13 protein-coding genes are annotated in these 14,323 nt (G+C 41.4%); 5 read left to right on the plus strand and 8 right to left on the minus strand.

Features of this window, described 5'->3' with window-relative positions:
* Positions 1-41 precede the first annotated feature (41 nt).
* Positions 42-1,205 (minus strand): acyl-CoA dehydrogenase family protein, encoded by a 1,164-nt coding sequence (locus tag SB660_RS08695; RefSeq protein WP_410582151.1) that lies wholly within the window; start codon positions 1,203-1,205, stop codon positions 42-44.
* 144 nt (positions 1,206-1,349) lie between these two features.
* Here SB660_RS08695 and SB660_RS08700 point away from each other — a divergent pair, with 144 nt between their 5' ends.
* The 4 genes from SB660_RS08700 to SB660_RS08715 are packed head-to-tail and all read left to right on the plus strand — an operon-like array spanning position 1,350 to position 4,392.
* Positions 1,350-2,114 carry an amino acid ABC transporter ATP-binding protein gene (locus SB660_RS08700; RefSeq protein ID WP_410582153.1) on the plus strand — a complete coding sequence of 255 codons (765 nt, stop codon included), beginning with the start codon at positions 1,350-1,352 and terminating at the stop codon, positions 2,112-2,114.
* A complete protein-coding gene (locus tag SB660_RS08705) occupies positions 2,111-2,971 on the plus strand; it encodes an amino acid ABC transporter substrate-binding protein (RefSeq protein ID WP_180310467.1) in 861 nt (286 codons plus the stop codon). Before SB660_RS08700 ends, SB660_RS08705 begins: the two co-directional genes overlap by 4 nt.
* Positions 2,968-3,666 carry an amino acid ABC transporter permease gene (locus SB660_RS08710; RefSeq protein ID WP_058014598.1) on the plus strand — a complete coding sequence of 233 codons (699 nt, stop codon included), beginning with the start codon at positions 2,968-2,970 and terminating at the stop codon, positions 3,664-3,666. The genes SB660_RS08705 and SB660_RS08710 overlap by 4 nt, the downstream gene beginning before the upstream one ends.
* A 12-nt stretch (positions 3,667-3,678) precedes the next feature.
* Entirely contained in the window at positions 3,679-4,392 is a 714-nt protein-coding gene (locus tag SB660_RS08715; RefSeq protein ID WP_180310466.1) for an amino acid ABC transporter permease, read from the plus strand.
* Positions 4,393-4,428: 36 nt separating this feature from the next.
* Here the strand turns inward: SB660_RS08715 and SB660_RS08720 are convergent, their stop codons facing one another.
* The 6 genes from SB660_RS08720 to SB660_RS08745 all read right to left on the minus strand — a co-directional run bounded on the left by SB660_RS08720 (position 4,429) and on the right by SB660_RS08745 (position 11,586).
* A complete protein-coding gene (locus tag SB660_RS08720; RefSeq protein WP_410582156.1) occupies positions 4,429-5,259 on the minus strand; it encodes a manganese catalase in 831 nt (276 codons plus the stop codon).
* 128 nt (positions 5,260-5,387) lie between these two features.
* Positions 5,388-6,428 (minus strand): 2,3-butanediol dehydrogenase, encoded by a 1,041-nt coding sequence (locus tag SB660_RS08725; protein WP_058014595.1) that lies wholly within the window; start codon positions 6,426-6,428, stop codon positions 5,388-5,390.
* Between the two features lie 70 nt (positions 6,429-6,498).
* Entirely contained in the window at positions 6,499-7,719 is a 1,221-nt protein-coding gene (locus SB660_RS08730; protein ID WP_410582158.1) for an MFS transporter, read from the minus strand.
* A gap of 372 nt (positions 7,720-8,091) precedes the next feature.
* Entirely contained in the window at positions 8,092-8,841 is a 750-nt protein-coding gene (locus SB660_RS08735; protein ID WP_410582160.1) for an SDR family oxidoreductase, read from the minus strand.
* A 133-nt stretch (positions 8,842-8,974) separates the two neighbouring features.
* Positions 8,975-10,138, minus strand: a complete 1,164-nt coding sequence (locus tag SB660_RS08740; protein WP_410582161.1) for an iron-containing alcohol dehydrogenase — start codon at positions 10,136-10,138, stop codon at positions 8,975-8,977.
* Positions 10,135-11,586: an alanine/glycine:cation symporter family protein gene (locus SB660_RS08745; protein ID WP_410582163.1), complete on the minus strand. Its 1,452-nt coding sequence runs from the start codon at positions 11,584-11,586 to the stop codon at positions 10,135-10,137. The genes SB660_RS08740 and SB660_RS08745 overlap by 4 nt, the downstream gene beginning before the upstream one ends.
* A 138-nt stretch (positions 11,587-11,724) precedes the next feature.
* Here SB660_RS08745 and SB660_RS08750 point away from each other — a divergent pair, with 138 nt between their 5' ends.
* Positions 11,725-12,618, plus strand: coding sequence for a LysR family transcriptional regulator (locus SB660_RS08750; protein ID WP_180310461.1), 894 nt, complete (start codon positions 11,725-11,727; stop codon positions 12,616-12,618).
* A gap of 217 nt (positions 12,619-12,835) precedes the next feature.
* Here SB660_RS08750 and fdhA read toward each other — a convergent pair whose 3' ends face one another.
* Complete coding sequence (gene fdhA, locus SB660_RS08755; protein ID WP_058014590.1) at positions 12,836-14,050, minus strand: formaldehyde dehydrogenase, glutathione-independent; 1,215 nt, start codon at positions 14,048-14,050, stop codon at positions 12,836-12,838.
* Positions 14,051-14,323: the final 273 nt, after the last annotated feature.

Raw genomic sequence — 14,323 nt, forward strand, 5'->3', positions numbered from 1 at the left:
AAATAAAAAAAGCCGGTTTATATCCGGCTTTTTGCTGTATATTAGCTCTCTTTTTTCTCTTGAATGGCCTGTTTCGCCATTTTTGATATTGTCATATCGTCCATTGGCGGGTTATGGAGCCCGGCACGAATATCTCGATAGTAGCGCTGCAGTGGACAGTCTAGGCTTAAGCTTTTCGCACCGACTAAACGCATAGCTTTATCGACAACTTGCAAACTATGATTAACAACGGTATGTTTCACAGCACCAAATTCATTAATTAACAGCTCTCTTTTTTCTGGCTTTTCATACAATGTGGTCGTTGAGTAGATGACGTGGCGTGCTTGCTTTAATAGTAAGTCGATTTCACCAATCAGTGTTTGGACATTTGGCAGGTCACTAATTGTGCCGTTGATGCTGTTCGGTGAATGGGTGATGGCATATTGAACAGCATAATCTCTTGCTGCTTGCGCAATGCCTAAATAGCAGGATGGAATATGTGCAATCCAAGGATTTAGCGTACCACCGCGCGGCCCTTTTTGCACCTCAACAAGCATGTCATCTGAAACCTTCACCTGATCTAAGATTAAATCATGACTTTCAGTTCCTCTCATCCCCACAACATTCCACGTTTCTTCTATTGAAACACCTTCTGTCTCGCGATGAATTAAGAAGAAGCCCATTGCCTCTTTTTCTTCAATCCATACGCCGACTAAAAAGTATGTAAGTGCTGGTGACATCGTTGTGAAAATTTTACGTCCATTGATGAGCCACTCATTACCCGATCTAGTGGCTGTTGTCCCAGGCTTCCCGCCTCTTGTTGGACTGCCTGTCTGCGCCTCGCTCACGGCACGGTTGACAAGGGCGCCCTTTTTCACTTCTTCCGCAAAGAATTGCAGCTGCTGCTCATTCCATTGTTTCTTTTCGTAGATTTCGCCTACAACCCCTTGGTGCCAGCCGATAGATAAGGCAGTCGCTCCGTCCATACTGCCGAGCGTCTCTTGAAACAGAACCATATCCTTCACAGATTGACCTCCGCCTCCGTATTCAGCAGGAAGAGACAACGTCGTATAGCCCATCTCTACTAATAATTCAATATTCTTTTCAGGAAAATAAGCGCCTTCATCATGTTCTTTTGCCGTTTGTTCGAACGTTTCACGAAGAGATTCCAGCTGATTGAGCCATGTTTTTTGAAAATCTGTATCAACAAATAATGCTTTAGACAAAACGTATCCAACTCCTCTGTTTCTCACAATCTATCATATCTGATTTTTCCAATCGGAATAAATAAAACACACTTTACTTATAGGATTTAATGTGTTAAATTTTATCAATATTAAGTACATATGTCAAAGGAACGTGATGCTTTTATGATTTCAGCTACTAATCTACATAAATCTTATGGGCAGACCCATGTGTTAAAAGGCATTGATTTCACCGTACAAGAAGGTGAAGTGGTCGCCATTATTGGACCGAGCGGATCAGGAAAAACTACACTTCTCCGCAGCTTAAACAGCCTTGATATTCCAGACAAAGGAGAGCTGACAGTTGGTGAAGCCACGATTCAATTTGAACGATATCATAAAAAAGATCTGCTAAAACTCAGACAGCAATCTTCCATGGTGTTTCAGCATTATCACTTGTTTCAGAATAAACGAGCACTTGAAAATATTACAGAAGGGTTGATCGTGTCTCAAAACATGTCTAAAAAAGAAGCAGAAAAGATCGGAGAGCAATTTTTAACGCGGATTGGACTGCTTCATAAAAAGGATGCATTTCCGAGTGAATTATCTGGTGGTCAGCAGCAGCGAATTGGCATAGCCCGCGCTCTTGCGATGAATCCTTCAGTGCTTTTGTTTGATGAACCTACGTCGGCACTGGACCCAGAGATGGTAGGAGAAATTCTTGAAATGATCAAAGATATTGCGAGCCAAGGGATGACAATGGTCATTGTGACGCATGAAATTTCTTTTGCAAAGGACGTGGCGGATACGGTGATCTTTATGGCAGATGGCGAAATCGTTGAAAAAGGCTCACCGGAAGACGTCCTATTGAAGCCACAACATGAACGAACGAAACAATTTTTATCAAGAATACATCGCGGCATGTGGCAAGAATCGGAGAAAGACAAATGAAGCAAAGAACAGCATTCATGATGTCCGGTGTCCTTCTGTTTCTTCTCTTTCTGATGGGCTGCAGCAGTGTGAAAACCACGACAGATGATGGTAGAAAAATTGTAAAAGTCGCACTAAGTGCAGAGGTCAATCCACCCTTTTTAGCAACAAATGACCGAAACGAACCAATTGGCTATAACATTGATTATTTAAATGAAGTGGAAAAGAGGCTTCCTCACGTACATTTTGATTACATTTTTGGCGAGGAAGAATCCAATTTAATTGGTGTAGGCGCAGGGAAGTTTGAAATGGCGGCTAATTGGTTTTTTAGTAATCCCGAACGTGAAAAGCGTTTCCTTTACCCTAAGGTTCCGTATGGCTATTCGATGACAGGTTTAATTGTGAATGAATCAGACAAGGAGATTCGATCGCTTGATGATATGACATCTAAAAAGCTGGCTCCTGTCAGCCCTAGCGGAGGCTTGCGTTCGATTTTAAATCAATATAATAAAGAACATGATCCGGATATTCCGCTGACGACTATTGAGAGCCCTTCAAATGAGCTTAACTTAAAGCGCGTTGAAAGCGGACGGTCAGATGCAGCATTTATGAACATTTCAACCTTTGATACCATTCAAAAGCATTTAAATCTAAAGGTCAAAGTTGGAGGCATTGTGTCAAAGGAGCCTATCTATCTTGTCTTACAGCCAAGCGAGAAGAAGCTTGCAAAAGATTTGGACCGGATCACACAAGAGATGATTGATGATGGAACACTGCCTAAACTGGCGAAAAAGTGGTTTGGGGTTGATTTCTTTCAAGATATTGATGACATCTCAGAGCAAGGCGATCAAAATGAAGAAAGGAAGGAAGCGTCATGACGTTTACAGCTGGAGATTGGCTGGGCATTTTTTTACAGGTGATTGAACGCCTGCCACTTACTTTTCTCATGATTATCGTGTCATTGTTTTTTGCCATCATCATCGGCTTGCTATTTGCATGTATTCGTATCAAGCAAATCCCAGTGCTGAAGCAATTGGCTGTTATTTATTTATCTTTTACACGGAGTACGCCTTTAATTGTTCAGCTTTTCTTGATTTATTTTGGACTGCCTCAGCTTTTGCTTGTGGCAGGGATTCAAATCAATCATTGGGATCGTGTGTTATTTGTGATGATGACGTTTTCTTTACATACGGGCGCTTATTTATCTGAAGTTTTTCGCAGTGCGTATTCATCTGTCGGGAAGGATCAGCTGGAGGCCGCCTACATTGTTGGGATGACAGATACACAGGCATTGATCAGGATCATTATCCCGCAGGCCTTTCTCATTGCACTGCCGAACCTCGGAAATTACACCATTGATCTCGTGAAAGACACAGCAATTGCCTTTACAATCGGACTCATTGATATGATGGGACAGGTAAAGATCATTTTGGGAAATAACTACGGAATCGGTATGTTTGAGGTGTATGTGATCATTGCGATTGTGTATTGGCTTATTTGCATGAGTATTGAACTGATCACCATGCTGCTTGAAAGGAAATTTGTAAAAGGCCGCACCAGCCTGTCACGTTAAGGAGGCGATTTGATGCAAACCATCGATATTCCATTTGCGATTGACCAAGTACCTCACATTTTAAAAGGCGTTCCTTTTACCTTATTGATTGCACTCGTTTCCATGGCTGTAAGTCTGATGATTGGATCTGTTTTTGCTTTCATTCGTCTCTTCCGCATTCCTTTACTCAGACAGCTTGTGACGCTCTATGTCTCCTTTTTTAGAGGAACGCCTCTTATTGTTCAGTTGTTCGCTTTCTTTTATGGACTTCCTTTTGTTCTAACCAAAGTGAGCGGTACATTCGGGCTGACCTTTCATCCAGACATGGTCTCCCCATTAGCTGTTGCTCTTATGACATTCAGCCTCCATTCAGCTGCCCATTTAACAGAGGTTGTTCGGAGTGCACTTCTTGCGGTAGACAAAGGGCAGCTTGAAGCAGCAAAAATTGTGGGGATGACAACACGCCAAGCGATGATGCGCATTATTTTGCCGCAGGCATTTGTGGTAGCCCTGCCGAACTTAGGCAATCAGCTCATTCAGCTATTAAAAGCCACCTCTCTTTCGTTTACGATTGGAGTACTTGAAATCATGGGGATTTCCCGAATCATTGCGAACGACGGCTATCAGTTTTTAGAAACGTATCTCGTCTCTGCTATGATCTATTGGCTGCTGAGCATTTTCTTTGAACTCGCTTTTGCCTTGTTAGAGAAACGTGTCAGTGTGTACGGAAGATCTCTCGGACGTTAAAAAAGCCGGTCAGGCTCAAATCCTGACCGACTTTTTTTATTCGCCTTTTTTTGGTGTGTTAAACAGTTCCTTTGGTGCGGGTTTTAGTTTTGGTGCAGAACCAAACACGACTGGTGCAGAAATATATCTAAACTCCCCTTTTCCATCCATGCTTCGGCCATGTGCCCATCTGCCTTCCTTACTTGCTTCCCCTCTTGAGAAGTTAAACAGATCATAGGATACTTGCTGTTTTTCTAGTGAGCGCGGGAAGGTGGTTGGTACGACGACATCCCCTTCTCGTTCTTCTAATTCTTGAATCGCCGCAATCCACATATTTTGATGATATGTATCTCGAGCAATAAGAAAAGAAAGCATATCCTTCACGCCTCGATCATCGGTCATTTCGTAGAGCCTTGTGACCTGAAGTCTCCCTTGTGATTCTGCATTTAAATTGGCTCTAAAATCAGCCATTAAATTTCCGCTTGCAATGATATACTTAGCATTCCACGGATATCCTTGACTATCCGCTGCCATGGCTCCTAAACCGGCAACAATTGCATGCTGAGGATTCATTCCGCCCATAACAGCTGCAAGTGCTGGATCACTTTCATACGCCTGTTCTTGTTCTTTAACAGGTGCTTTATCTAGTAAACGAGCGATCATCGTCGCCAGCATTTCCACATGACCAATTTCCTCTGTCCCTATGTCAAACAATAAATCTCTGTATTTTTGATCTGCTCGACAATTAAAGCCTTGAAATAAATATTGCATCATGACACTGATCTCACCATATTGACCGCCTAATACCTCCTGCAATTTTTTTGCATAAACTGGATCAGGCTTTGAGGGCTTTGCTTCATATTGCAGTTCTTTGATGTGATAAAACATGATGTCATCTCCCTTATCAAAAACATCTTTTCATTTATCACTATTCAACTGCAGGCCTCTTTATGAAAAGGAGCAATCATGTGCATAAAAAAAGAGAATGGCCTCTGCCATTCTCTTTATCATCCTACTTATTCAGCACTCACTAGAATTTTCACTTGATCTTTTTCATTGATTAATGCATGGAAACCCTCTTCAATCACATCGTCCAACTTGATTTTCTTTGTGACGAGCGTATCAGCAGAGAAATAGCCTTTTCTCATTAAGTTTAATACAGATGGGAATACGTCTCTGTAGCCGATAATTCCTTTGACTGTACGTTCTTTAATGACAATGTCATTTGGCAGAATTTCTGCGCCTTTTTCCCAAATACTCACAATGACTGTTTCACCTGAAATTCTAGTTGATTGGATTGCTTGTTTCAATACAACAGGTACACCTGTCACTTCAAAAGAAACATCGACGCCACCGTTTGTACGGCGTGCAATTTCTTGAACCACATCTTCATATTGAGAAGGATCAACAATGATCGCTCCAAGCTCTTTCGCTTTTTCTTGGCGTTCTTTAGATAATTCTACTGCGTAAATATCAGTAGCACCAGCTGCTTTTAATGCTTCAATAACAAGCAAGCCAATTGGTCCGCAGCCAAACACTGCCGCTGTATCACCAGCTTGTACTTTACTAGAACGAACCGCATATAAAGCAACTGCTGAAGGCTCTACAAGTGCCCCTTGCTCATATGAAATTTCGTCTGGTAATAAATGAAGTAATTCTTCATCGACAGATACATATTCAGAGAATCCACCGCCGCCTCCGGCAAGTCCTAAAAAGCCCATGTTTTCATCTAAGTTGTAAGCACCTTGATGTCCGTGAGTTGCAAAAATAGGCTCAACAACCACTCGGTCGCCTACTTTGTAATTGCTGACGTCTTCTCCTACTTCAACAACCTCACCAGAAAATTCATGTCCCAGTGTAATAGGGGCTTTTTCTTTTGTCAGTGGATGAGGTTCATTCACTGGAATGAAGATAGGTCCTCCTAGATATTCATGTAAATCACTACCACAAATGCCGCACCATTTTACTTTAAGTTTCACTTTTCCTGGAGCAACTTTTGGTTCATCAATTTCCTCTAGTCGAATGTCCTTTTGATCGTGCCAGCGTAGTGCTTTCATGTGTAAGACTCCTTTTCTCATCAATTTCATTAACTTACTTAAATAATCATAACATAATTTTTTTAATTTTCTAAGTAGGATGCACTATCTTTTTGCCAGTCAATGGACGAAAGATGACAAAACATAGCAATAAACAGACAAGAAGCATACATAGACTACCGATGACAACGGAGGTTCTGATTGATAAAACATGTGCAAGTCCACCAGCGAAACCTGTCATCATGATCGTCAGAATGGCTTCCACCAAAGCATAAAAACTGGCTACCCTCCCCATCACCTCTACCGGGATATTCGTTTGATAGAAAGTCATAAAACCTGTGTTCGCAAATGCTAAAAAGAATGCTAGTATAAAAAATCCAACAGCGGCTGCAAACAATGTGCTGGAAAAAGCATAAATGAGATAGCCACATGCCACAAACAAACTGCCCATCCCGAGCATGATCGAAACAGGCAGCTTCTCCACAATGACCGAATTGAGACTTGCGCCTGCGATAATGCCTGCCCCAGCTATACTAACAAGAAGACCATATTGTGTATCAGTTAGCAGCAGCACTTCTTTTGCAAAGGCTGTTTCAAGAGAGTCAATGGCAGTAGGAAGTACCGTGATAGCGGCACTAAATAATAAATACACCGCCATCATTTGGCGTGATGTCAAACTAAACCGAAGAACAAGCTTCGCATCCTCTTTTAACATTGAAAAGGTAAAACCCTTTTGGACAGCATCTTGTTTGAGCAGATTCGGTAAACACATCGTGAACAGAGAAGATACCAACAGGCAGATCGCATTTATATAAATGGAAAGAACAGGTGTACCTATTAAAAAAAGCAGACCTGCTGCAGCGGGTCCAAGTAAAAATCCACCCGATTGTAATAATGAGCGAATGGCATTAAACCTTTTTCGGTTATCTGCTGGGATCAATGCTGTCATATAGACCATCGAAGCTGGATGAAACATCGCTTGTGCCATTTGAATGAGGAACACCATTACATACAGGGTTAGCAGATGTCCTGAAAATAACGCAAAGGGTATACATGCGATCAAGATAGCCCGGCTGATATCTAAGCTGATCATCACTTTCCGCTGATTCAGCCTGTCAATCAAACTGCCAGACCAGCTGTTTGTCAAAAGAGAAGCAGCTGGTCTCATCATATAGACAGCCGTTACAGCCAGCACAGAGCCCGTTTCTTGAAAAATGAGCAGATGGAGAGCAATCATATAAATCCATTCTCCTATGTTCGCAATTCCGATAGCTCCAAGCAGCAAACTCATATCCCGCCAATGTTTTTTCATCACTTCCCCCCCTATTTGTCATAAAAAAATCCCGCCCCCAAGACATTTCTGTCTTGAGGACGGGATTTACTCCGCGTTGCCACCTCAGTTTATTCATCTGTTGCCAGATGAACCTTAGCAGGTCATCATGAACCCATCTCTCTAACGGGAGAATGTCGCTGCACCACCATCCGAAGGAATCCGGTGCAGAGCTAAGAGGTTTGGTTCCATCATGCTGCCCGGCTCCTTCTCAGCTTCACGGAGTTCTCTGTGCGGGACGGCTCATGATGTACTCTTCTCTATGAGCGCCATGTCTTTATTTCATCACGATCTTCAGCTGAATTGTTACATATTGTACTGCGCCTTGATCAAAGCGTCAATGTTTTTTTCGAGTTAATCAGCATAGATCATCTTTCTGGTCATGCCGCCATCAACGACTAAATCTGTGCCGGTCACAAATTGATTCTCCTCATCGGTTAAATAAAAGCAAGCCTTCACAATATCCTTTGGCGTGCCCACTCGATTGGAAAGATGCTGCTTGTGGTCGATCTCTCGAAGATTCTCCTCATCCTTCGTTTCAATCCATCCAGGTGAAATGCTATTCACCGTGATATGATCCAGACTAAAAGAAGCCGCTAAGGCATGAGTCAGCGCCGATATTCCGCCTTTTGATGCAGCATATGCTTCTGTATTTGGCTCTGACATGGTCGCTCGGGTGGATGAAATGTTCACAATAAAACCGCCTTTTGGATTCTCTTTTATATAACGTGCTGCTTCTCTTGCACATAAAAAAGTTCCTCTTAGGTTCGTCTGTAACACACGATCCCAATCATCGACCGTTAATTCATAAGGCGATACTGTGCACATGACACCAGCATTATTAATGAGAATATCAATCGTTTTACAGCGCTCCGCCGCAAACGACATTAAGTGTTGAATATCCTTATCTTGCGTCACATCTGTTTTCTTAAAATAAGCTTCTAACGATTCTTTTTTCAGCTCTTCCTCCAAGCGCTTCCCCTTCTCTTCATCTATATCTGCAAGCACCACTCGCGCTCCTTCTTTTGCATAGCCCCATGCGATCATTTCACCAATTCCATTGGCTGCACCTGTGATGACGACCGTTTTATTGTGAAAGTTCATCGTTTATCCAATCCTTTCTCTATCAGATGTTGTCGTCTATCATACCACTCTTATATAAGCGATACCTAGCCACATGAAACATAAAAGAACACCCTCCAAGTGATCGTGTCATAGGAGGGTGTTTCTTTGGAATTCATTGATCAAAAGCAGCCTTTAAAATGTCCAAGTAGTCGGCTTTCGTAACAGTCCGAACATTGCTTGATGTAGAGCCGTTTTGTTCTGCTAATTCAGCCATTTTTTCAAAATCCTTTTCTTTTACATAAGATAGATCTTTTAGTGCTGGAATACCTAAATTTTTTGTGAAAGTATACATGCCATCAATTAATTTTTGAATCGCCACATCATCTGAATCTGTTTTATCTGCAAAGCTCATTATTTTGGCAAGCTCTGCGTGCAGTACCTTGTTTTCAACTGCATTGAATTGCATGACATAAGGCAAAAATACCGCGTTTGCGATTCCATGAGGTGTATCATAAAGACTGCCAAGTGCTTCTGCTAAGCAATGAACGGCTGCGACATCGGCTGAACCGAAGCATAAGCCAGCTAGTAAACTACCTTCCTGCATTTTATATCTCGCTTCTAGATCAGATCCATTCTCGTATGCCTTGGGTAAGTATTTCACAATTGTCTCCATTGCACTTGCACCCATTGCTTTCGAAATTGGATTTGTTACTTTACATGAATAGCCTTCAATAGCATGTACCAATGCATCTACACCTGTTGCGGCTGTTATGCTTTTTGGCACCGTCAATGTAAGAGCCGGATCTAAAATCGCAATGGTTGGCCGAAGCAAGGCATGTTTTAATGTGATTTTTTTATGGGAAGCAGCTAACGTAATGACAGATGAACGGGTCACCTCAGAACCAGTACCGGCCGTTGTTGGGATACAAATTAATGGAGATAGATTAGCATACGCCTTCTTCCCTAATATATAATCTTCAGGAATGCCGCCATTTGGCCCTAATAAAGCAATCGCTTTCGCCGTATCCATTGGACTTCCGCCACCAATCGCAATGACCGCTGAAGCTTGTTCTTTTCTAAAGAGCTCTGCACCAGCTAGACATTCATTATCTCTAGGGTTTGGAGATACTTGATCAAATATAAAAACAGAATAACCGGCTTCCTGCAAATACGCTTCAATAGGCTGAACTAGCCCTGCATTTCTCACACCAGAATCTGTCACAATCATCACTGTGGCACCCGGCAGTACAAGATCCTCTACTATAGATCCAATTTCTTTTGACTGACCAATCCCCATCATTATGTTTGTTTGGCAATGATATTCAAAATTCATCATGATTTTTCTACTCCTTCATGTAAATTTGTTGAGTGAGCCGTTTGTTTTTCTGCTCCCCACCACTCTATTTCTTTTAAACCTGGAATGCTAGATGCATAAAAGACAGGATTTTTGCCTAACAGCCTTTGTTGCATGTAATCATCCAAAGCGGCAAAAGCATATTTTCCTAGGATAGCTATTGCAATCAAATTGACGATTGCCATGATGGCCATTGACAAATCCGCCAAAGTCCAAACGATTTGTAAGTTGGCAACAGCGCCAAACATCATCATCATTAATACCATGATTCGGTACACCAATAACGCTGTTGCACTGTTATGAATAAAACCGATATTGGCTTCACCATAATAGTAGCCACCTACAATAGAACTAAAAGCAAAAGTAAATATAGCAAATGCTAAGAAGATACTCGCCCAAGATCCAAAATGCTGTGCCATCGCAGCTTGGGTAATTTCGATACCAGATAATTCACCCGTTGTTTCTACTGTCGATAGCATAATAATAAAGGCTGTACAGCTGCAAACAACTAATGTGTCAAAAAATACACCTAATAATTGAACAAATCCTTGTTTTACTGGATGCGAAACATTGGCGGCAGCAGCGGCGTTTGGGGCACTTCCCATTCCTGCTTCATTTGAAAAAAGCCCACGTTTGACACCGTTCATTATCGCAGCACCAATCCCGCCCCCAACGATTTGCTCTAATCCAAATGCACTCTTCATAATACTTGCTAATGCTGCGGGTACATCAGTGATATTTGTGACAATCACATAGAATGCTAAGATAATATAAAACACTGACATCACTGGAACAACGATTTGAGTGACGTTAGCAATTCGCTTGACTCCACCAAAAATGATGAAAGCCGTTAAAATGGTGACAAATAGACCCATGCCAATCGGACTAATACCAAATGAATACTGAAAGGCATTTGTAATTGTATTCGTTTGTACTGCATTAAAAATTAAGCCGAAACTAAGAATGATAGAAAAAGCAAAAATCCTGCTTGGCCATTTCAATCCGAATTGCTTTTGAATATAGTAACCAGGACCTCCTTTAAAACCGTCACTTGTTCTCACCTTATAAATTTGAGCCAGTGTACTTTCGACAAATGCAGAGGCTCCTCCTAAAACAGCTGCAAACCACATCCAGAAAATAGCTCCAGGACCACCAACAGTGATAGCAATCGCAACGCCTGCCATATTTCCAGTACCAATTCTTGTAGCAGCTCCAATAAAAAAAGCTTGCATAGAGGAAATTTCATGCCTATTCTCTTTTATTTTGGGAGATTTTTCAAAAATAGAACGAAAGACCTCTTTTAGTAAAACAATTTGCATGAATTTCATTCTCACCGTAAAGTAGATTCCTATCCCTAATAACATAACCACTAAAATATATGTCCATAAAAAGTCATTCACTGAATTGACAATTACTTCAAACAAAGCCATCTCCCCTTTGTGAATCTGAATATTTGAAATAACACAACTTGCAAGCGCTTACTTTTATGATAGTAAAAATGTTATGATCAATCTATAGAGGTTTTCTGATGATATCAATCGGTGCATCCGATTTAGGGAGGCTTGAAGTTGGAGATCAAACAACTAATGATGTTCCAAACAGCATCAAAAGTATTAAACTTTACAAAAACTGCACAAATGCTTGGTTATGCTCAATCTAGCATCACAGCAAATATTGTGGCATTGGAAGAAGAGCTAGGAACCCCTCTATTTGAAAGGCTTGGAAAAAGGGTGATCTTAACAGAAGCTGGCAAACAATTTCAACAATATACGGATAAAATTTTAGGTTTAACAGGGGAAGCATTAGAGGCTGTTGGCGGGATGAATGAGCCAAGCGGCATTTTGAGAATATGTGCATCTGAAACACAATGCACCTACCGGCTTCCTCACATTTTAACGGACTTTCAAACAAAGTATCCAAAAGTCGAACTGATCTTTCGCCCAGGAATAGCGGAAAAAGATGTTTTAAATCTATTACTAGAAGGACAAATTGATGTCGCCTTATTATCCATGAATCCTGTAGTATCCTCGCATTTACTTGTAAAAGAATTAAAAGATGAACCGATGGCCATTGTATGCTGCCCAACAAATCCTTTGAGCAAAAAACAAAAAGTATATCCAATTGATTTGAACGAGCAAAGATTGTTGTTAACGGAAGACTGTGATTATCGCTACGCCTTTGAACATTCATTAACACAGGCGGGAGCAAAACCGCGAAGTAAACTAGAATTAGCAGATGTAGAAGCCATAAAAAAATGTGTAATGGCAGGCTTAGGAATCGCTGTACTTCCTGAAATTTCTGTGAAAAGAGAAGTTTCAGAAGGCAATATCATCAAAATCAATTGGATGGAACCTTGTTTCTCAACGAAAATTCAACTGTTTTGGCATAAAAACAAATGGATGTCCCCTGCTTTAAAGGCATTTATTGATTTAACAGAGGATTATATACTCATGAACGGCTAGCAGGGATTAACTCTAGATTAAATAAAAGAAGGCTGTTATAACACTTACTGAAGAGATTTGATCATTCTAAATAACTAAACAAAGCTAATCAGTGGCTGTGTATGTTTTGTTTCTTATATTTAGAATGGAAACCTCTGAATCTTAAAAGACTATTTACACAAAAAAACTTACAGGATATACTCTCCCGTAAGTTTTTTCGATTATTTACATTGAATCATTATTTAGAAATCATCCCATGCGGGTCAATGACAAATTTCTTCGCTACACCTGAATCAAAGTCACTGTATCCTTGAGGGGCTTGATCAAGGTTAATGACGGTTGCATTCACTGCTTTGGCGATTTGTGCTCGTCCGCTTAAAATGGATTTCATTAGGCTGCGGTGATATTGCATAACAGGGGTTTGGCCTGTCACAAAGGTATGGGCTTTTGCCCAGCCGAGTCCAATTCGCACTTTCAGTGATCCAACTTTTGCATCAGCATCCACTGCACCTGGGTCTTCTGTGACGTAAAGCCCTGGGATTCCAAGTTTACCACCAACTTTGGTAATATCCATAATTGTATTTAAAACGGTTGCAGGTGCTTCTCCTTGATCTCCATGACCTGAAGCTTCAAAGCCGACACAATCGACGGCACAGTCTACTTCTGGCTCTCCTAAGATATTGGTGATTTGTTCACCGATTCGATCATGTTTTCGTAAATTGATCGTCTCGCAGCCAAAGCTTCTGGCCTGCTCCAGCCTTTGTTCATTCAAATCACCGACAATGACCGTAGAAGCGCCAAGGAGCTGAGCGGAATGCGCTGCGGCAAGACCTACTGGCCCTGCACCGGCAATATATACAGTTGAACCAGGCTTTACTCCAGCCGAATACGCACCGTGAAAACCTGTCGGGAAAATATCGGAAAGCATCGTCAGATCAAGTATTTTTTCCATCGCTTGATCTTTGTCTGGAAATTTCAGCAGCTGAAAATCTGCATATGGTACCATGACGTACTCGGATTGGCCGCCAACCCATCCGCCCATATCAACATACCCATAGGCAGAGCCGGGACGGTCCGGGTTTACATTTAAGCACACATGGGTTTTTTGTTCCTTACACATGACGCATCGTCCACAAGCAATATTAAAGGGAACGGACACAAGGTCTCCTTTTTGAATAAACTCCACATCTCGTCCTACCTCAACGACTTCACCTGTAATTTCATGACCAAGGACGAGTCCTGCAGGCGCAGTCGTACGACCTCTCACCATGTGCTGGTCACTTCCGCAAATATTCGTCGTCACTACTTTTAAAATGACGCCATGCTCACATTTGCGCCCCACATTGGCTTTCGGTACACCCGGGCCATCTCTTAAAATCAAATCAGGGTATCCAATATCCTCAACTGCTACATTTCCTGCTCCTTTATAAACGACACCTTTGTTTCCCGACATTTTTTCATTCCTCCCTTTTTGTTTAAAAATGAAGTCTCTACAATTTTCTCTACTTCTGAAGCAATTCCCTGCTTCAAATGGCACAATTGATTAAAAAAAGCGAAAAATGTCTATCACGGAGAGAAAAATGTATTTTCCAGTCAAATAAAAAAAGAAAATATTGAAAAAAAAGCTAAACTTTTGAAGAACGGTGTCGATATAAGGAATAAGCCAGACAGGTATCCTTAATCGACAAACAAATTCCTTATATATACTATCATTCCTTACACACCT

Source organism: Bacillus sp. SIMBA_005, assembly GCF_046535585.1.
Taxonomy (GTDB): domain Bacteria; phylum Bacillota; class Bacilli; order Bacillales; family Bacillaceae; genus Bacillus; species Bacillus pumilus.